At 66.2% G+C, this 18,526-nt stretch carries 15 protein-coding genes and 1 pseudogene; 14 read left to right on the top strand and 2 right to left on the bottom strand.

Annotation, left to right across the window (positions count from 1 at the left end; translation table 11 throughout):
• The coding region (locus ACFPN9_RS10445) for a hypothetical protein (RefSeq protein ID WP_377816835.1) at window positions 1–1,066 on the bottom strand (1,066 nt) is incomplete at its 3' end.
• 552 nt (window positions 1,067–1,618) lie between these two features.
• Here ACFPN9_RS10445 and ACFPN9_RS10440 point away from each other — a divergent pair.
• From ACFPN9_RS10440 to ACFPN9_RS10380, 13 genes and pseudogenes are all read left to right on the top strand, one after another.
• Complete coding sequence (locus tag ACFPN9_RS10440) at window positions 1,619–1,912, top strand: hypothetical protein (RefSeq protein ID WP_066721606.1); 294 nt, start codon at window positions 1,619–1,621, stop codon at window positions 1,910–1,912.
• Between the two features lie 832 nt (window positions 1,913–2,744).
• On the top strand, window positions 2,745–3,659 hold the full coding sequence (locus tag ACFPN9_RS10435; protein ID WP_377816832.1) for a PepSY-associated TM helix domain-containing protein: 915 nt from the start codon (window positions 2,745–2,747) through the stop codon (window positions 3,657–3,659).
• A 90-nt stretch (window positions 3,660–3,749) separates the two neighbouring features.
• Window positions 3,750–4,928 carry a cell division protein ZapE gene (gene zapE / locus ACFPN9_RS10430; protein ID WP_068075090.1) on the top strand — a complete coding sequence of 393 codons (1,179 nt, stop codon included), beginning with the start codon at window positions 3,750–3,752 and terminating at the stop codon, window positions 4,926–4,928.
• Between the two features lie 214 nt (window positions 4,929–5,142).
• Window positions 5,143–5,742, top strand: coding sequence for a TetR/AcrR family transcriptional regulator (locus tag ACFPN9_RS10425; RefSeq protein ID WP_067997442.1), 600 nt, complete (start codon window positions 5,143–5,145; stop codon window positions 5,740–5,742).
• 261 nt (window positions 5,743–6,003) lie between these two features.
• Window positions 6,004–6,966, top strand: a complete 963-nt coding sequence (gene mdh, locus ACFPN9_RS10420; protein WP_067997445.1) for a malate dehydrogenase — start codon at window positions 6,004–6,006, stop codon at window positions 6,964–6,966.
• A 91-nt stretch (window positions 6,967–7,057) separates the two neighbouring features.
• Window positions 7,058–8,254 (top strand): ADP-forming succinate--CoA ligase subunit beta, encoded by a 1,197-nt coding sequence (gene sucC, locus ACFPN9_RS10415; RefSeq protein WP_067997450.1) that lies wholly within the window; start codon window positions 7,058–7,060, stop codon window positions 8,252–8,254.
• A gap of 9 nt (window positions 8,255–8,263) precedes the next feature.
• On the top strand, window positions 8,264–9,148 hold the full coding sequence (gene sucD, locus ACFPN9_RS10410; protein ID WP_068075088.1) for a succinate--CoA ligase subunit alpha: 885 nt from the start codon (window positions 8,264–8,266) through the stop codon (window positions 9,146–9,148).
• A gap of 139 nt (window positions 9,149–9,287) precedes the next feature.
• Window positions 9,288–12,245 (top strand): 2-oxoglutarate dehydrogenase E1 component, encoded by a 2,958-nt coding sequence (locus ACFPN9_RS10405; protein ID WP_068075085.1) that lies wholly within the window; start codon window positions 9,288–9,290, stop codon window positions 12,243–12,245.
• Between the two features lie 46 nt (window positions 12,246–12,291).
• Window positions 12,292–13,581: a 2-oxoglutarate dehydrogenase complex dihydrolipoyllysine-residue succinyltransferase gene (gene odhB / locus ACFPN9_RS10400; RefSeq protein WP_068075083.1), complete on the top strand. Its 1,290-nt coding sequence runs from the start codon at window positions 12,292–12,294 to the stop codon at window positions 13,579–13,581.
• A 28-nt stretch (window positions 13,582–13,609) separates the two neighbouring features.
• Window positions 13,610–13,993 carry an MAPEG family protein gene (locus ACFPN9_RS10395; protein ID WP_068075081.1) on the top strand — a complete coding sequence of 128 codons (384 nt, stop codon included), beginning with the start codon at window positions 13,610–13,612 and terminating at the stop codon, window positions 13,991–13,993.
• Window positions 13,994–14,102: 109 nt separating this feature from the next.
• Entirely contained in the window at window positions 14,103–15,503 is a 1,401-nt protein-coding gene (lpdA, locus tag ACFPN9_RS10390) for a dihydrolipoyl dehydrogenase (protein WP_377816825.1), read from the top strand.
• Window positions 15,504–15,550: 47 nt separating this feature from the next.
• Window positions 15,551–15,847, top strand: coding sequence for a nucleotidyltransferase family protein (locus tag ACFPN9_RS10385; RefSeq protein ID WP_068075073.1), 297 nt, complete (start codon window positions 15,551–15,553; stop codon window positions 15,845–15,847).
• Window positions 15,847–16,179: pseudogene (locus ACFPN9_RS10380) on the top strand (HepT-like ribonuclease domain-containing protein). The gene ACFPN9_RS10385 and the pseudogene ACFPN9_RS10380 overlap by 1 nt, the downstream one beginning before the upstream one ends.
• A gap of 21 nt (window positions 16,180–16,200) precedes the next feature.
• Here the strand turns inward: ACFPN9_RS10380 and folD are convergent.
• Window positions 16,201–17,073: a bifunctional methylenetetrahydrofolate dehydrogenase/methenyltetrahydrofolate cyclohydrolase FolD gene (gene folD, locus ACFPN9_RS10375; protein WP_068075096.1), complete on the bottom strand. Its 873-nt coding sequence runs from the start codon at window positions 17,071–17,073 to the stop codon at window positions 16,201–16,203.
• Window positions 17,074–17,183: 110 nt separating this feature from the next.
• On the opposite strand from folD, the gene ACFPN9_RS10370 reads away from it, so the two are divergent.
• On the top strand, window positions 17,184–18,512 hold the full coding sequence (locus ACFPN9_RS10370) for a cytosine deaminase (RefSeq protein ID WP_068075065.1): 1,329 nt from the start codon (window positions 17,184–17,186) through the stop codon (window positions 18,510–18,512).
• Window positions 18,513–18,526: the final 14 nt, after the last annotated feature.

The following is an 18,526-nucleotide window of genomic DNA, read 5'->3' as shown; positions in this document are numbered from 1 at the left end:
TCGTAGCGTCCCATCGCCAAGCTCCTCTTTCGGAGCTTGAATCACGAAATCGACGCCGCTGGAATCGGCCGGACGGTCTTATGGGTTTACGGCCTAGATAAAATGCAAAAAATGGATCAATGATATGTAGTATTTTTTCGTCATCGTCCCATTCGATAACTGCTTCACCTTCGATTTTATCGCGAGCTATCTCCGTCATTTTGACCAATACCCTGCTCACTTCGTGAGACTGTGGTATTTCTCCCGACATCAATTCTCTAAGTTTGCTGCGCACTTCTTCGTACGTCAGTGCCAATTTAGGGCCCGTCGCCGAAATTGCTCGCAATATTGCCAAATAGATGTCGCCCTGGGTTCCGTCGGAGAATGAGCGCGCAATCCGATCTGTTCTTTGACGTGGCCCTGCGGCTAATCTATCGAAGGCGAGCTTCGATGTATTAACTGCGATCTCTGAAAAAAATGAGCGCTCATCGTCGATAGAAATCGACTTTCTTTCAGATAATGTGACATCAATACCATTGTCGGTGCATATTCTTGAACAAAACCATTGCATTAAGTGCGGGCTTGCGAATGATTCGCTTACCAATGTATTCCTGATATGATCTGGAACATCAGCATTCAATTTATCAAACCCAATGTTTGGTATCTCGGATAGCTCGTCATTTGACCATTTTGGGATTTCAATCTGACGGACTCTGCCTGTCATTTCGGTTTCGACTTTAACAACATCATATGCGCGATGAGGAACGGCTAGTACCACAACTCGGAGACCATCGAAAATTTTCTGCTTTAAGGCGCGAATTAAAGATCTTTGAATATCTGTTTCGATGTAGTGAAAATCATCTATTACTATCGTTCCAGTGTAATCTGAAAGTCCTTTCAGTGCGATAACTTTCGATGAGCGCGTTTTCGTTCGAGATTTCGTGATTGCTGACGTCGATTGAGCATCGCCGCCCAATTCAACGCCCACGTTTACAAATCCAGCAGTGGCGCCTAATTTCACTCCGCTTTTCGTCGTTTCGCCGCTAAGCCGAGAGGCTGTTTCTGTCTGGTTTTGCGAAATATCCAAATCGTCTACTATTCTATCCCAAAATTCATCTTCAGTTGCGATTTCTCCGCCGGAGATCCAAATGGATTCATCTTTAGATATGATGCTCTTGCATAGGACGGTTTTCCCGCTCTTTGTCGCGCCCGTGACGGTTATCAGTGAGTATCCATCGGAGATCGCAGATTTCAGCTTTTTCTCAAGGCTAAGCGCTGATCTGGAAACATATGTTACGGTTGGTTGCCCTCCGGCGACAATACTCTGGAAGCCTTAAGTATTGCCATATCGATTTTCCATTGAGATTAATTGCGGCAAATTATTGTGCATTCCGTTTGATTCGACAAGTCTGGCCGCCTTAACAACCGGCTGGCAGCAGTTTCTGCTCAATTGCGACACGCCGCCACGCATTTGAATGGCAGTCCGAGCGCGTGAACCCCTCTCCTTACAGGAGAGGGGTTTCGCGCGTGGTTCCGCACCAGACCTGACGGGTGTCGGTGGAGCGAGCCCCCGGAACAATCCTCCCCACGTCCTGTTTCCCGCGAAAGGGCCGTTCCGGCCGCTTCAGGGAGAGAGATCATGCTCAGGACCACCCTCATCCTCGCCGCGCTCGGCGTCGGGCTGGCGCTGGCGCCGGCCGGGGCGCAGACGGCTCCGGCGGCGCCGGACACCACACCGCTGCCGCCGACGACCTGCAGCACGGAAGAGCTGTCCAAGATGAATGCCGAGACCGCCAAGATGACCGACCCGGACAGGAAGGCGGTCGCGATGAAGGAACTGACCCTGGCCACCGACCTCATGGCGAAGAACGACATGAAGGGCTGCGCCACCCATCTCGGCAACGCCATCCGGATGATTCCCGGGCGGGGGTGAGGGGCGGGGGCTGTGACGGTGGGGCGCGATCCTTCTCCCCTCGGGGAGAAGGTGGCACGGCGAAGCCGTGACGGATGAGGGCAGCGCCGCGGCTCGCACCCTCATCCCCTGCCGGACCTTCTCCCTCGAGGGGAGAAGGAGGCTGACTTATCCCCGCACCCCGAACCCATGCCTATTCTCCCCTCGCTCCGCCCGACCAAGGGGGCTGTCGCGAGGCATCGTGCGGCCGGGCGGGGTTGCGGGTTTCGTCGCCTGAGGCCGTTGCGGGCCGAAGGCGGCGGAGGCGCAGATCGCCATCGCGCGGGTGAGTCAGGCCGCGCGACCCGTGGCACGGATAACCAGAAGGCGATCTGGTCGGCACGAAACACCTGCGCGCGGGGCGGGGCGGCGGCTGTTGGCGCTGCTTCGACACGACATTCGACATCGACATCGGCACGCAGCCGTCGACTGCGACGCCACCCTCGTCCCGCGCATCCCCTCGGATACGCATTCGAAGAGCCCGAAACCCCGCGGCGTGAGCCGGTCGGGGGTTTCGGTGCGTCGGGGCGCAAAGCGTTGGTTCTCTCGCCGTCTTTCCGGGGCTTCGCGCAGCGAAGAGCCCGGAACCCAGAGCCGCAGTTCGCCGAGATCAGGCGGGCCATGCCGGCGCCCCGTTTTCGAAAGGGCGTCGGTTCTGGGTTCCGGGCTCGCCCTTCGGGCGCCCCGGAATGACGGCGGAGATCTGGAGGTGCGGGTTTGATCCAGCGCAGGGTGGGGCGCCGCGGCTTGCGGCACGGAAGTGCATCACCTTAGAATGATTCCAAGGCGACGCTGCACTCCGAAAGTCATCCCCATGATGCTCAAGCCCTATTGGCTGCGGTTCCACCGCTGGATCACGCTCGTCTTCGCCCTGCCGCTGCTGGCGCTGATCCTGAGCGGTCTCGTGCTCTCGCTCGAACCGCTGGCCCAGCGCACGCGCCCTGCGGCGCCGGTGACCGAGGCCTCGGTGCTGGCGGCGCTGCAAAAGTTCGATCCGGAGGGCAAGGCGACCGGGCTGACGATCCGGACCTATGACCAGCTGATGACGCTGAACGGCGTCGGGCCGGACGGCGCGGTCGATGTCAGCCTGCGCAGCGGCGAGGAGATCGACGAGCCGGGCTGGGCCGAGTGGTTCGGCACGGCGCGGCAGCTGCATGAGCGGCTGCTGCTCGATCTCGGCTGGCTCGTCACCGCCTCGACCATCGCGATGCTGGTGCTGGCGCTGCTCGGCGTGCTGATGGGCTGGCCGCGCTTTCGCAACACGCTGGGCGGCTGGCACAAGGCCGGCGCCTGGCTGTTCCTGCCGCTGATCGTGCTGTCGCCGCTGACCGGGCTCGCCATCGCCTTCGGCATCAGCCTCACCCCGGCGGCTCCGGCGGGCGGGGCGCGGCCGGCGCGGCTGCCGCTGGCCGAGGCGATCCCGCTCGTCGCCCGCGCGCATGACCTCGCCGACCTGACCTCGCTGCGGGTTCGCGGCGGGCGGCTGCTGGCGCGGGTCTATGTCGGCAACCGGCTGACCGGCGTGGTGGTGACGCGCGAGGGGCTGCAGACGCCGCCGATGAACTGGCCGCGCGCGCTGCATGAGGGCAACTGGCATGCGCTCTGGGGCAGCGGCCTCAATCTCGCGCTGTCGCTGGTGCTGGCCGGGCTCTGGGGCACGGGGCTGGTGATCTGGGCGAAGCGCCGCTTCCGCAAGCGCAACCCGGGGCCGCGGCTGGCGGCGGCCTGAGGCGAGGGGCGCTCGCCTCATGGGCTTGCCGGGCCGGCGGGGCTGCCGTAACCCGGTAACCCCCAGCGCCTGCCCGAAGACCGCCCCGCCATGACCGCCTCGATCGCCCAACGCTATGCCGCCCTGGTCGAGACCGGGGCGATCGAGCGCGATCCGGCGCAGGTCGCGGTGGTGAAGCGGCTGCAGGGCCTGGCCGAGGCTTTGGCTGCGCAGCGCCTGGCGCAGAAGAGCAGCGCGCTGGGCTGGCTCTTCGGCAAGAAGGCCGCGGCGAAGGATGTGCCCAAGGGACTCTACATCTGGGGCTCGGTCGGCCGCGGCAAGACCATGCTGATGGATCTGTTCTACGACTCGGTCGCGGTGCCGCAGCGCCGGCGGGTGCATTTCCACGAATTCCTGGCCGACGTCCATGGCCGCATCCACGCCTATCGCCAGAAGCTCAAGGCCGGGGAGGTCAAGGATCCGGACCCGATCGGGCCTGTCGCGGCGGAGCTGGCGAAGGAGGCGCGGCTGCTCTGCTTCGACGAGTTCACCGTCACCGACATCGCCGATGCGATGATCCTCGGGCGGCTGTTCACGGCGCTGTTCGCCGCCGGGGTCGTCGTGGTCGCGACCTCGAATGTCGAGCCGTCGCGGCTCTATGAGGGCGGGCTGAACCGGGCGCTGTTCCTGCCCTTCGTGGCGCTGCTGGCCGAGAAGGTCGAGGTGCTCAAGTTGGAGGCGCGGACCGATTTCCGGCTGGAGAAGCTCGGCGGCGCGCCGGTCTATCGGGTGCCGGCCGATGCGGCGGCCGAGGCTGCGCTGGATGACGCCTTCCGCAAGCTCTCGGGGGCGGCGAAGGGGCAGCGCCTCGTCATCGACGTCAAGGGCCATGAGCTGGTCGTGCCGCAGGCGGCGGCCGGCGTGGCGCGGGCAAGCTTTGGCGATCTCTGCAGCAAGGCCTATGGCGCGTCCGACTATATCGCCCTGGCGCAGCGCTTCCACACGCTGGTGCTCGACGGGATCCCCGTACTCGCCGACGATCAGCGCAACGAGACCAAGCGCTTCATCATCCTGATCGACACGCTCTACGAGCACCATGTGAAGCTCGTCGCCTCGGCCGAGGCCGAGCCGCACGAACTCTACCGCGCCAAGACCGGGCGCGAGGCCTTCGAGTTCGACCGCACGGTCTCGCGGCTGATCGAGATGCGCTCGGACGATTATCTCGGCCTGCCGCATGGACGGGCGGATTCGGCGGCGAGCGGCGACAGCGGCGGGCTGGTGGAGACGTGAGGGTGAGGATGCGCTGCCAGTCCTCGCCGTCATTCCGGGGCGCCCCGCAGGGGCGAGCCCGGAACCCAGAGCCGATGTCGTCCATCCAGATCTGCGCCTGCGGCGGTCAGGCCAGGCGTCGAAGGACATCGGTTCTGGGTTCCGGGCTCATCGCTGCGCGATGCCCCGGAATGACGGCGTCGCGGTCCTGCCTCCGGACGGTCGGGTGACGCCCATGACCCAGCGCGAGCCCAGCGAGACCCGCATCCTCACGGTCGCCAGCGAGCATCTGCGCCGGTTCGGGCTGAAGCGCTTCACGGTCGTCGCCGTCGCCGAAGAGGCGGGCATGACCCATGCCAATGTCTACCGCTACTTCCCCTCGCGCGCCGCGCTGGTCGATGCCGTCGTCGATGTCTGGCTGAAGGCGACGGAGCGGCATCTCGCCGACATCGCCGACGGGCCGGACCCCGCCGACGACAAGCTCGAGCGGCTGATCCTGGCGCTGGCCAAGGCCAACCGCGACCTGCTGACCGAGGAGCCGCATCTCTTCGCCGCCCTGTCGCAGGCGGTGGCGAAGCGCCATGCGATCAGCCGGCGCAACCGGGCGCGGGTGCGGGCGCTGTTCGAGCGGGTGATCGACGAGGGCATCGCGTCCGGCACCTTCGAGCCGCGCGACCGCGACCGGGCCATCGCCTTCGTCATCGATGCGACCCACCGCTTCATCCACCCGGCGGCGCTGGAGCTGGAATCGGACGTGCCGCAGGCCTCGGTCGATATCCGGCTGTCGACCCTGATCCGGGTTTCGCTGCGGGTGCTGATCGCCGGGATCGTCTGACGAAATCGCGTGACGAATTACATCTCGTGTAAATTGTCATTACGGCGGTTCCGTGTCATTCTGGGGCGGTTCGTTGGGCGGCCTCCGCTAAGTATCTGAAAAGTCGAGAGGGCCGTGCCGGCGGGTCGGATTGCGACGGCCTGTGCAGGGCTTGCGGGCGAGGTCGCGCGAGGGTTGCGGCAAAAGGGCCATTTGGGCCAAAGGAACGCACGGTTTCGCCGGTTCTCCGGCATTTCGCAGCGCCAGACAAAGGACTAGGCAATGGCCCGCAAGAAGATCGCCCTCATCGGCGCCGGCCAGATCGGCGGCACGCTCGCCCACCTCGCCGGCTTGAAGGAACTCGGCGACGTCGTGCTGTTCGACATCGCCGACGGCATCCCGCAGGGCAAGGGCCTCGACATCGCCGAGTCGTCCCCGGTCGACGGCTTCGACGCCGCCTACAAGGGCACCTCGTCCTATGAGGACATCAAGGGCGCCGATGTCGTCATCGTGACCGCCGGCGTGCCGCGCAAGCCCGGCATGAGCCGCGACGACCTGATCGGCATCAACCTGAAGGTGATGAAGGCGGTCGGCGAGGGCATCAAGACCTACGCGCCCAAGGCCTTCGTGATCTGCATCACCAACCCGCTCGACGCGATGGTCTGGGCGCTGCAGAAGTTCTCGGGCGTGAAGCCCAATATGATCTGCGGCATGGCCGGCGTGCTCGACTCGGCCCGGTTCCGCCACTTCCTCGCCGACGAGTTCCAGGTCTCGGTGAAGGACGTCTCGGCGTTCGTGCTCGGCGGCCATGGCGACGACATGGTCCCGCTGGTGCGCTATTCCGGCGTCGCCGGCATCCCGCTGCCCGACCTCGTCAAGATGAAGTGGACGACGCAGGAGCGTCTCGACGCCATCGTCGAGCGCACCCGCAAGGGCGGCGGCGAGATCGTCAACCTGCTCAAGACCGGCTCGGCCTTTTATGCGCCGGCGGCCTCGGCGATCGCGATGGCCGAGAGCTATCTCAAGGACCAGAAGCGCGTCCTGCCGGCTGCCGCCGCGCTCCGCGGCCAGTATGGCGTCAAGGACATGTTCGTCGGCGTGCCGGTGGTGATCGGCGCCAAGGGTGTCGAGCGGGTCGTCAAGATCCGCCTCAACGCCGCCGAGAAGGAGATGCTGTCGAAGTCGGTCGCCTCGGTGCAGGGCCTGATCGACGCGTGCAAGGCCATCGATTCGTCGCTGGCGTGATCCGGGAGGGTCGTCCGGGCCGGCGTTCGCGCCACGGCCCGGGCGATCCGCCCCGCGCCATCCCCCATAAGCTTCCAGGGAAACCGAGCACATGAACATCCACGAATACCAGGGCAAGGCCGTTCTCAAGGAGTTCGGCGCGCCGGTCTCCGCCGGCTTCCCCGCCCTGTCGGTGGCGGAGGCGGTCGAGGCCGCCAAGAAGCTGCCCGGGCCGCTCTATGTCGTGAAGTCGCAGATCCATGCGGGCGGCCGCGGCAAGGGCAAGTTCAAGGAGCTCGGCCCCGACGCCAAGGGCGGCGTGCGTCTCGCCAAGTCGGTCGAGGAGGTCGAGGCCCACGCCAAGGAGATGCTCGGCAACACGCTCGTCACGGTGCAGACGGGCGAGGCCGGCAAGCAGGTCAACCGCCTCTATATCGAGGACGGCTCGGACATCGAGAAGGAGTTCTACCTCTCGGCGCTGGTCGATCGCGCGACCTCGCGCATCGCCTTCGTGATCTCGACGGAAGGCGGCATGGACATCGAGGCGGTCGCCCATGACACGCCCGAGAAGATCGAGACCATCACGGTCGATCCCGCCACCGGCATCATGCCCCACCACGGCCGCGCCATGGCGCGCATCCTCGGCCTCTCCGGCGACCTCGCCAAGCAGGCCGGCACGGTGCTGGGCCAGATCTACACCGCGTTCGTGGCCAAGGACATGGACATGCTGGAGATCAACCCGCTGATCGTGACCAAGCAGGGTCAGATCAAGTGCCTGGACGCCAAGATCTCGTTCGATTCCAACTCGCTTTACCGTCACCCCGAGATCGTCGCCCTGCGCGACACGACGGAAGAGGACGAGAAGGAGATCGAGGCCTCGAAGTATGACCTCGCCTATATCGCGCTCGACGGCACGATCGGCTGCATGGTCAACGGCGCCGGCCTCGCCATGGCGACGCTCGACATCATCCAGCTCTATGGCGAGAGCCCTGCGAACTTCCTCGACGTCGGCGGCGGCGCCTCGGAGGAGAAGGTGACGGCGGCGTTCAAGATCATCACCGCCGACCCGAAGGTGAAGGGCATCCTGGTCAACATCTTCGGCGGCATCATGAAGTGCGACGTCATCGCGCGCGGCGTCATCGCCGCGGTGAAGGCCGTCGGCCTGCAGGTCCCGCTGGTCGTTCGCCTCGAGGGCACCAACGTCCAGGAAGGCAAGGACATCATCTCGTCCTCGGGCCTCAACGTCATCCCCGCCGACGACCTCGACGACGCCGCGCAGAAGATCGTGGCCGCGATCAAGAAGGCTTGAGGAGCAACCATGTCCATCCTGATCGACAAGAACACCAAAGTCATCTGCCAGGGCTTCACCGGCAAGAACGGGACCTTCCACTCCGAGCAGGCGATCGCCTATGGCACGCAGATGGTCGGCGGCACCTCCCCGGGGAAGGGCGGTTCGCTCCATCTCGGCCTGCCGGTCTTCGACAGCGTCCACGAGGCTAAGGCCAAGACCGGCGCGACCGCGTCCGTCGTCTATGTGCCGCCTCCGGGCGCGGCGGATGCGATCTGCGAGGCGATCGATGCCGAGATCCCGCTGATCATCTGCATCACCGAGGGCATTCCGGTGCTCGACATGGTCAAGGTCAAGCGTTCGCTGATCGGCTCGAAGTCGCGGCTGATCGGGCCGAACTGCCCCGGCGTCGTGACGGCGGGCGAGAGCAAGATCGGCATCATGCCGGCCAACATCTTCAAGCCCGGCTCGGTCGGCATCGTCTCGCGCTCGGGCACGCTGACCTATGAGGCGGTGTTCCAGACCACGCGCGAGGGCCTCGGCCAGACCACGGCCGTCGGCATCGGCGGCGACCCGGTCAAGGGCACCGAGTTCATCGACATGCTCGAGATGTTCCTGGCCGACGACAAGACCGAGTCGATCGTCATGATCGGCGAGATCGGCGGCTCGGCGGAAGAGGACGCGGCGCAGTTCCTCAAGGACGAGGCCAAGCGCGGGCGCAAGAAGCCGATGGTCGGCTTCATCGCCGGTCGCACGGCCCCTCCCGGCCGCCGCATGGGCCATGCGGGCGCGATCATCTCGGGCGGCAAGGGCGGCGCCGAGGACAAGATCGCGGCCATGGAAGCGGCCGGCATCCGGGTCTCGCCCTCGCCGGCGCGCCTTGGAAAGACCTTGGTCGAGGTGTTGAAGGGCTGAGGCCCGCGGAGCGGCAAAAGGGCGTCATGGTCGGGCTTGACCCGACCATCTCTCCCCGAGCCAGCTCCCGCAGAGATGCTCGGGTCAAGCCCGAGCATGACGACGTAGCAAGGCAGGCAGGAAAAGGGCGGAAACGATCATGGCTCGCCAGGACATCAACGAGGCTCTCGCGCAGACGGGTTTCCTCTATGGCGGCAACGCGGCCTATATCGAGGACCTCTATGCCCGCTATCAGGCCGATCCGAAGTCGGTCGACGAGCAGTGGCAGGGCTTCTTCGCCGGGCTGAAGGACGAGGGCCAGGCCATCGTCCAGAACGCCAAGGGCGCCTCCTGGGCCAGGCCGAACTGGCCGATCCACGCCAATGGCGAACTCGTCTCGGCGCTGGACGGCAACTGGGCCGTGGTCGAGAAGGTCGTTTCCGACAAGCTCAAGGGCAAGGCCCAGGCCAAGGGCGTCGAGATCTCGCCGGCCGACGTGCAGCAGGCGACGCGCGATTCCGTGCGCGCCATCATGCTGATCCGCGCCTACCGCATGCGCGGCCATCTCCATGCCAAGCTCGATCCGCTCGGCATCGAGAGCCGCACGGACCATGAGGAGCTGTCGCCGGCGGCCTTCGGCTTCGGCGAGGCCGATCTCGACCGTAAGATCTTCATCGACAACGTGCTCGGCATGGAATTCGCCACGGTGCGCGAGATGGTCGCGGTGCTGCAGCGGACCTATTGCAGCACGGTCGGCATCGAGTTCATGCACATCTCCGATCCGGAGCAGAAGGCCTGGCTGCAGGAGCGCATCGAGGGGCCGGACAAGGAGATCGCCTTCACCCGCGAGGGCAAGAAGGCCATCCTGAACAAGCTGGTCGAGGCCGAGGGCTTCGAGAAGTTCATCGATCTGAAGTATACCGGCACCAAGCGCTTCGGCCTTGACGGCGGCGAGGCTCTGATCCCGGCGCTGGAGCAGATCATCAAGCGCGGCGGCGCGCTCGGCGTGCGCGACATCGTCGTCGGCATGGCCCATCGCGGCCGTCTCAACGTGCTGACCCAGGTTCTGGGCAAGCCGCATCGCGCGCTGTTCCACGAGTTCAAGGGCGGCTCCTTCGCCCCCGATGACGTCGAGGGCTCCGGCGACGTGAAGTACCACCTCGGTGCCTCGTCCGACCGCGAGTTCGACGGCAACAACGTCCATATCTCGCTGACCGCGAACCCCTCGCATCTCGAGATCGTCGATCCCGTGGTGCTCGGCAAGGTGCGCGCCAAGCAGGACCAGTTCGGCGACATCGTCGAGCGCTCCAAGGTGCTGCCGCTGCTGATCCATGGTGACGCGGCCTTCGCCGGCCAGGGCGTCGTGGCGGAGTGCCTCGGCCTGTCGGGGCTGAAGGGCCACCGCACCGGCGGCTCGATCCACTTCATCATCAACAACCAGATCGGCTTCACCACCTATCCGCGCTATTCGCGTTCCTCGCCCTATCCGTCCGACGTGGCGAAGATGGTCGAGGCGCCGGTGTTCCATGTGAACGGCGACGATCCGGAGGCGGTGGTCTTCGCGGCGAAGGTGGCGATCGAGTTCCGGCAGAAGTTCCACAAGCCGGTCGTGATCGACATGTTCTGCTATCGCCGCTTCGGCCATAACGAGGGCGACGAGCCGGGCTTCACCCAGCCGCTGATGTACCGCAAGATTCGCGGCCACAAGACGACGCTGGAGCTCTACACCGCCAAGCTCGAGGCCGAGGGCGTGCTGTCGGCCGCCGAGGTCGACGAGGCCCGCGCCGCCTGGAAGGGCAAGCTCGAGGTCGAGTTCGAGGCCGGCCAGGCCTTCAAGCCGAACAAGGCCGACTGGCTCGACGGCCGCTGGGCCGGCATGAAGGCGATCCGCGCCGACGAGGACGATCCGCGCCGCGGCGCCACCGGCGTCGACGCGGCCGTTCTCAAGGAGATCACCGAGAAGATCACGGCGGTGCCGCCCGGCTTCAACGTCCACAAGACGATCCAGCGCTTCCTCGACAACCGCCGCAAGGCGGTCGAGACCGGGCAAGGCATCGACTGGGCGACCGCCGAGGCGCTGGCCTTCGGCTCGCTGCTGCTCGACGGCAACCCGGTCCGCCTCTCCGGCCAGGATTGCGAGCGCGGCACTTTCTCACAGCGCCATTCGGTGCTGATCGACCAGGAGACGGAAGCCCGTCACACCTCGCTGAACCATATCCGCGACGGCCAGGCCCGCTACGAGGTCATCAACTCGATGCTCTCTGAAGAGGCCGTGCTCGGCTTCGAATACGGCTACTCGCTGTCGGAGCCGAATGCGCTGACGATGTGGGAGGCGCAGTTCGGCGACTTCGCCAATGGCGCGCAGGTCGTGTTCGATCAGTTCATCTCCTCGGGCGAGCGCAAGTGGCTGCGCATGTCGGGCCTCGTCTGCCTGCTGCCGCATGGCTATGAGGGCCAGGGGCCGGAGCACTCCTCCGCCCGCCTCGAGCGCTTCCTGCAGATGTGCGCCGAGGACAACATGCAGGTGGCGAACTGCTCGACGCCAGCGAGCTATTTCCACATCCTGCGCCGCCAGCTGAAGCGCGACTTCCGCAAGCCGCTGATCCTGATGACGCCGAAGTCGCTGCTGCGCCACAAGCGCTGCGTCTCGACGCTGGCGGAGCTGGCCGAGGGCTCGACCTTCCACCGCGTGCTGCATGACGACGCCGAGCGCGGCAATTCGACGACCAAGCTGGTCAAGGATTCGAAGATCCGCCGTGTCGTGCTCTGCACCGGCAAGGTCTATTTCGACCTGCTGGAGGAGCGCGAGAAGCGCGGCATCGACGACGTCTATCTGATGCGCGTCGAGCAGCTCTATCCCTTCCCGCTGAAGTCGCTGGCGCAGGAGCTGGCGCGCTTCAAAGGCGCCGATGTCGTGTGGTGCCAGGAGGAGCCGAAGAACATGGGCTCCTGGACCTTCGTCGAGCCCTATCTGGAATGGGTGCTGGGCCATGCCGGCTCGAAGTCGAAGCGGCCGCGCTATGTCGGCCGCCCGGCCTCGGCCGCGACGGCGACCGGCCTGATGTCCAAGCATCTCGCCCAGCTCAACGCCTTCCTGGACGAAGCCTTCGCCGGCTGACGCCCAGACACCGACACCGTCAGACAGAACAGAACAGAGGCCTGACATGGCGACCGAAATCCGCGTACCCACCCTCGGCGAATCCGTCTCCGAGGCCACCATCGGCAAGTGGTTCAAGAAGCCGGGAGACACCGTGAAGGCCGACGAGCCGCTGGTCGAGCTCGAGACCGACAAGGTGACGCTCGAGGTCAACGCGCCGGCCGCCGGCGTGCTCGGCGAGATCGTCGCCAAGGAAGGCGACACCGTCGGCGTCAGCGCGCTGCTGGGCATGATCTCGGCCGGTGGCGCGGGCGCCGCGCCCGCCGCCAAGGCCGAGGAGAAGAAGGCCGACACCGCGATCGCGCAGGCGGCCGGCAAGGCCGGCGAAACGACGGGCGCCGCCGCCGAGGCGAAGTCCGGCGCGGTCGCCGGCGACAGCGAGATCAAGCCCGCCACCAAGGCCGGCGATTCCGGCCCGGCCGTCTCGCGTCTCGCCGCCGAGAGCGGCGTCGATCCCTCGACCGTCAATGCCTCGGGCAAGGATGGCCGCGTCACCAAGGGCGACATGCTGGCCGCGATCGCGACCGGCCCGGCGGTGGCCTCGTCGACCCCGGCTGCGCCGGTTCAGGTCCGTGCGCCGTCGCCGGTCGACGACGCCTCGCGCGAAGAGCGCGTCAAGATGACGAAGCTGCGCCAGACCATCGCGCGCCGCCTCAAGGAGGCGCAGTCCAACGCGGCCATGCTGACGACCTTCAACGAGGTCGACATGAGCAACGTCATGGCGCTGCGCAACCAGTACAAGGACGTCTTCGAGAAGAAGCACGGCGTGAAGCTCGGCTTCATGGGCTTCTTCGTGAAGGCCTGCGTGCAGGCGCTGAAGGAGATCCCGGCCGTCAATGCCGAGATCGACGGCACCGACATCATCTACAAGAACTACTACCATATCGGCGTTGCCGTCGGCACCGAGAAGGGCCTCGTGGTTCCGGTGGTGCGCGACGCCGACCAGCTCTCCATCGCCGGCGTCGAGAAGAAGATCGGCGAGTTCGGCAAGAAGGCCCGAGACGGCGCCCTCAAGATCGAGGAGATGCAGGGCGGCACCTTCACCATCTCGAACGGTGGCGTCTACGGCTCGCTGATGTCGACGCCGATCCTGAACGCGCCGCAGTCGGCGATCCTGGGCATGCACAAGATCCAGGAGCGCCCGGTCGTGGTCGGCGGCAAGATCGAGATCCGCCCGATGATGTATCTGGCGGTTTCCTACGACCACCGGATCATCGACGGCAAGGAAGCGGTGACCTTCCTCGTCCGCATCAAGGAAGGGCTGGAGGACCCGGCCCGTCTCGTCCTGGACCTCTGAGGCCGTGGCCGTGCAGGGGGATGGAGCCATGGCGGCGCTGGGCGTCGCGGGCGTCGTCCTCCTGCTCGTCCACATCGCCGCCCAGGTGACGAGCGTCACGCGCGAGCGCGGTTCGGCCTGGAATGCCGGCCCGCGCGACGAGGGCAGCGCTCCCATGGGGAAGTTCGCCGGACGCGCCGACCGCGCGCTGCGCAACTTCCAGGAGACCTTCCCGGCCTTCGTGCTTCTGGTCGCGCTACTGATGCTGCGGGATCGCGCCGACGGGATCGGGCTGCTCGGCGGCCTGATCTGGCTGGTGGCGCGGGTGGTCTATCTGCCGCTCTATCTCGCGGGCGTCCCCCGCCTGCGTACGCTGGTCTGGCTCGTCTCGCTCGCGGGGCTGATGCTGATGGCGGTGCGGGTGGTTTTCTGAGGGCAAGGGAGACGTCCATGGCCATCCGTCCCGTTCGCTTGCGTCCGATCCCGGGCCCCTCCCTCGCCCGAACCTGATATCATCGCCTGAATCTCACGAGAGAAGCTCCATGTCCTACGATCTCGTCGTCATCGGTACCGGCCCCGGCGGCTATGTCTGCGCCATCCGCGCCGCCCAACTCGGCCTCAAGGTCGCGGTGGTCGAGAAGCGCAAGACGCATGGCGGCACCTGCCTCAACGTCGGCTGCATCCCCTCCAAGGCGATGCTGCATGCCTCCGAGATGTTCGAGGAGGCCGCGCACAGCTTCGGCAAGCTCGGCATCGTCGTCGGCGAGCCCAAGCTCGACCTCAAGGCGATGTTCGCCCACAAGCAGGAGACGGTCGACGCCAACGTCAACGGCGTCAGCTTCCTGCTGAAGAAGAACAAGATCGAGCCCTTCCACGGCACCGCCTCGATTCCCGGAGCGGGCAAGGTCGTCGTCACCGCCGAGGACGGCTCCACCAAGGAGCTCGAGACGAAGAACATCGTGATCGCCACGGGCTCCGAGGCCGCAGGCCTGCCGGGCGTGACGATCGACGAGAAGACGGTCGTGACCTCGACGGGGGCGCTCGAACTCGCCGCCGTCCCCAAGGAGCTGGTCGTGGTCGGCGCGGGCGTGATCGGTCTTGAGATCGGCTCGGTCTGGAGTCGGCTCGGCGCCAAGGTCACGGTGATCGAATATCTCGACCGCATCCTGCCCGGCATGGATGCCGAGGTCGCCAAGCAGTTCCAGCGCATCCTGGAGAAGCAGGGCTTCACCTTCCGCCTCGGTGCCAAGGTCACCAAGGTCGAGACGGGTGCCAAGGGCGGCGCGACGCTGACGGTCGAGCCCTCGGCCGGCGGCGAGGCGAGCACGCTGGCCGCCGACATCGTGCTGGTGGCGATCGGCCGCCGCCCGAATACGGACGGGCTCGGGCTGGAGGGCGCGGGCGTCGCCACCGAGCGGGGCCGCGTCGTCATCGACGACCACTTCAAGACCAATGTCGCCGGCATCTACGCCATCGGCGACGTGGTGCGCGGGTCGATGCTGGCGCACAAGGCGGAGGACGAGGGCGTCGCGGTCGCCGAGATCATCGCCGGCAAGCACGGCCATGTGAACTACGATGCGATCCCCGGCATCGTTTACACCTCGCCGGAGGTGGCTTCGCTCGGCAAGACCGAGGAAGAGCTGAAGGCGGCGGGCGTCGACTACAAGGTCGGCAAGTTCCCCTTCACCGCCAATGGCCGCGCCCGCGCCATGCGCCAGACCGACGGCTTCGTGAAGGTGCTGGCGGACGCCAAGACCGACCGCGTGCTGGGCTGCCACATCATCGGCCCGCGCGCCGGCGACCTGATCGCGGAAGTGACCGTGCTGATGGAGTTCGGCGGTTCGTCGGAAGATCTCGCCCGCACCTGCCACGCCCATCCGACGCTGGCCGAGACGGTCAAGGAAGCTGCGATGGCGGTCGAGAAGCGCCAGATCCATATGTGAGGGCGGCCAATCTTCGCGTCTGGCCCCGTCTGGTGTAGGATGGGGCCATGACGCGGGATGAGGCCACGACCGAACTGGCACGACATGCGGATGCGCTGCGCGCCCGCGGGGCCGAGGCTGCTTATCTGTTCGGTTCGACGGCGCGTGGTGAGTCGCGAGACGACAGTGATCTCGATGTCTTCATCGACGTCGCACCGGGTCGAAAGTTCTCGCTGATTGATCTCGCCGGGATGCACGCCTTCCTCGTCGATGCGCTTGGAATCGAGATCGATCTGACGACGCGCAACAGCCTGCATCCCAAGCTCCGCGATCAGATCGAGAGCGAAGCCGTCCGGATCTTCTGATGGCGCGCGACGTCGCCGTCGTCCTGCAAGAAATCCTGGATGCCATCTCTCTCATCGAGGAGGCCGCAGCCGGGCATGATCTGGCCAGCTTCAGCGCCGACCGCTTTCTCCAACGCGGTACCGAGCGCTTGCTGGAGATCATCTCCGAAGCGGTGCGGCATCTCCCCGATGACCTTCTCGCAACGCGGAAGGATGTCGATTAGCACGGCATCCGCGCCATCGGAAACCTGATGCGGCACGAGTGCTACCGCATCGATCCGGACATTGTTTGGAATGTCGTCAGCGACGACCTGCCGCCATTGCGGCTGGTGATCGAAGGATTTCTGGCCTGACAGGGCCGATGGTGATCCGGATCAGCCGCCTCGCCGCGCCTTGAACGCCGTCAGCGTGTTGCGCAGCAGGCAGGCGATCGTCATCGGGCCGACGCCGCCGGGGACGGGGGTGATCGCGCCGGCGATCTCGACGGCCTCGGCGAAGGCGACGTCGCCGGTGAGCTTGCCGTCGGGCAGGCGGTTGATGCCGACATCGATGACGGCGGCGCCGGGCTTGATCCACTCGCCCCTGACGAAGCCGGGGCGGCCGACGGCGGCGACGACGATGTCGGCGCGGCGCACGACGGCGGCCAGATCCCTGGTGCGCGAATGGGCGATCGTCACCGTGCAGTCGGCCTGAAGCAGCAATTGCGCGACGGGGCGGCCGACGAGCTCGGAGCGGCCGATCACCACCGCCTCCAGCCCCGACAGCGCAGGCAGGACGCTCTTCAGCAGCAGCATCGAACCCAGCGGCGTGCAGGGCACGAGCAGCTGCTCGGGTGCGATCTTGCCGCCGGCGAGACGGCCGGCATTGAGCGGGTGCAGCCCGTCGACATCCTTGGCCGGGTCGATGGCGTCGATCACGGCGGCGGTGTCGAGATGCTTCGGCAGCGGCAATTGCACGAGGATGCCGTCGACCGCGTCGTCGGCGTTGAGCTCGGCGAGCTTGGCCAGCAGCGCGGCCTGGGTCGTCTCGGCCGGCAGGCGGTGAGCGACCGAATTCATGCCGACCTCGACCGCCAGCTTCTCCTTCGACGCGACATAGACGCGGCTCGCCGGATCGTCGCCGACCAGCACCACATGCAGGCCCGGCACCTGGCCGCTCGCTGCCCTGATGACGGCGATCTCGGTCGCGATCTCGGCACGCAAAGCAGCGGCGATGGCCTTGCCATCGATCAAGCGGGCCTGCGGCATGGGGACACTCTCCATCGGCGGGAAGCCGCCCTCATGCGGCGCCGGCTTGCCCGCCGTCAAGCGCGCCGGTATCGATCGTGCATGGCGAGGCCGATGGAGATGCTGTTCCCGTGAGTACCGGTTTCGCCGCTGTGCCGTCCGCCCCGTCCTTTCGCCTGACGGCCGCCCGCGTGCCGCTCTGCCTCGTCGAGGCTGGCGGGCTCGCCGCCGATCGCGACGGACTGGCGCTGGTCGATCTCGCGCTGGAGGAGGGGCGGATCGCCTCGATCCTGCCGGCTGGGGCCGAGGGGCTTGGCGAAGGGCCTGCCGTCGATCTCGACGGCGGCATCGTGCTGCCGCGCCTGGTCGATTGCCATATCCATCTCGACAAGGGCCATATCTGGCCGCGCCGGCGCAATCCCGACGGCAGCTTCATGGGCGCGCTGAACAGCGTGATGGCCGACCGCGAGGCGAACTGGTCGGCAACCGATGTCCGCGCAAGGATGGAGTTCGGCCTGCGCTGCGCCTTCGCGCATGGCACGGCTGCCGTGCGGACGCATATCGATTCTTTGGGGAAGCAGATCGGCCTTTCCTGGCCCGTGTTGGCGGAGTTGCGGGCGGAATGGGCGGGGCGGATCGCGATCCAGGGCTCGCCGCTCTTCGGCATCCAGTTCGCGCTGGACGAAGGCCATATCCGCGATGTCGTCGCGGCGGTGAAGGCTCATGGCGACCGCCTGTTCGGCTGCGTCAGCTACATGATCCCCGAGCTCGATGCGGCGCTGGACGTGGTCTTCCGCACGGCGATCGACCACGGTTTCGATCTCGACTTCCATGTCGACGAGACCAACGATCCGGCCGCGCGTTCGCTCGAGCACATTGCGGACGCCGCGATACGGCATCGCTTCACCGGCAGGATCCTCGCCGGGCATTGCTGCTCGCTGGCGCTGCAGGAGCCGCAGGCCGAGGCCCGCATCATCGCCAAGGTCAGGGAGGCCGGCATCGCGGTCGTCTCGCTGCCGATGTGCAACATGTATCTGCAGGACCGCCAGCCCGGCCGCACCCCGCGCTGGCGCGGCGTCACTGCGCTGCACGAGCTGAAGGCGGCCGGTGTGCCGGTGATGATCGCCTCCGACAACACCCGCGACCCGTTCTACGCCTATGGCGATCTCGACCTGATCGAGGTGCTGCGCGAGGGCACCCGCATCCTCCAGCTCGACCATGCCGGGACCGACTGGGCCAATGCGGTGGCGCGGACGCCGGCTGCGATCATGGGGCTGGACGGGAAGGGCGTGCTGTCGCCCGGCGGCCCGGCCGACCTGATCCTGACCCGCGCACGCGACTGGACCGAGTTCTTCGCCCGCCCGCAGGCCGACCGCACGGTGCTGGTCGCCGGCCGCGCGATCGACACGACGCTGCCGGACCATCGCGAACTGGACCACCTGATGGGCGTGCGGTCGTGAGTCTCTTGTTCGCC

It is taken from the genome of Allobosea massiliensis (assembly GCF_042655245.1).
Taxonomy (GTDB): Bacteria; Pseudomonadota; Alphaproteobacteria; order Rhizobiales; family Beijerinckiaceae; genus Allobosea; species Allobosea massiliensis.
The sequence above is the reverse complement of the archived record's forward strand: the minus strand, read 5'-3'. Positions and strand labels throughout refer to the sequence as shown.

What these genes read in the sequence shown, in the direction of transcription:
- zapE (WP_068075090.1), top strand. Translation starts at nt 3,750, where the DNA reads ATGACCGCCTCGATCGCCCAACGCTATGCCGCCCTGGTCGAGACCGGG.
- ACFPN9_RS10425 (WP_067997442.1), top strand. Translation starts at nt 5,143, where the DNA reads ATGACCCAGCGCGAGCCCAGCGAGACCCGCATCCTCACGGTCGCCAGC.
- sucC (WP_067997450.1), top strand. Translation starts at nt 7,058, where the DNA reads ATGAACATCCACGAATACCAGGGCAAGGCCGTTCTCAAGGAGTTCGGC.
- folD (WP_068075096.1), bottom strand. Translation starts at nt 17,073, where the DNA reads ATGCCGCAGGCCCGCTTGATCGATGGCAAGGCCATCGCCGCTGCTTTG.
- ACFPN9_RS10435 (WP_377816832.1), top strand. Translation starts at nt 2,745, where the DNA reads ATGATGCTCAAGCCCTATTGGCTGCGGTTCCACCGCTGGATCACGCTC.
- ACFPN9_RS10405 (WP_068075085.1), top strand. Translation starts at nt 9,288, where the DNA reads ATGGCTCGCCAGGACATCAACGAGGCTCTCGCGCAGACGGGTTTCCTC.
- mdh (WP_067997445.1), top strand. Translation starts at nt 6,004, where the DNA reads ATGGCCCGCAAGAAGATCGCCCTCATCGGCGCCGGCCAGATCGGCGGC.
- lpdA (WP_377816825.1), top strand. Translation starts at nt 14,103, where the DNA reads ATGTCCTACGATCTCGTCGTCATCGGTACCGGCCCCGGCGGCTATGTC.
- ACFPN9_RS10440 (WP_066721606.1), top strand. Translation starts at nt 1,619, where the DNA reads ATGCTCAGGACCACCCTCATCCTCGCCGCGCTCGGCGTCGGGCTGGCG.
- ACFPN9_RS10395 (WP_068075081.1), top strand. Translation starts at nt 13,610, where the DNA reads ATGGCGGCGCTGGGCGTCGCGGGCGTCGTCCTCCTGCTCGTCCACATC.
- ACFPN9_RS10385 (WP_068075073.1), top strand. Translation starts at nt 15,551, where the DNA reads ATGACGCGGGATGAGGCCACGACCGAACTGGCACGACATGCGGATGCG.
- odhB (WP_068075083.1), top strand. Translation starts at nt 12,292, where the DNA reads ATGGCGACCGAAATCCGCGTACCCACCCTCGGCGAATCCGTCTCCGAG.
- sucD (WP_068075088.1), top strand. Translation starts at nt 8,264, where the DNA reads ATGTCCATCCTGATCGACAAGAACACCAAAGTCATCTGCCAGGGCTTC.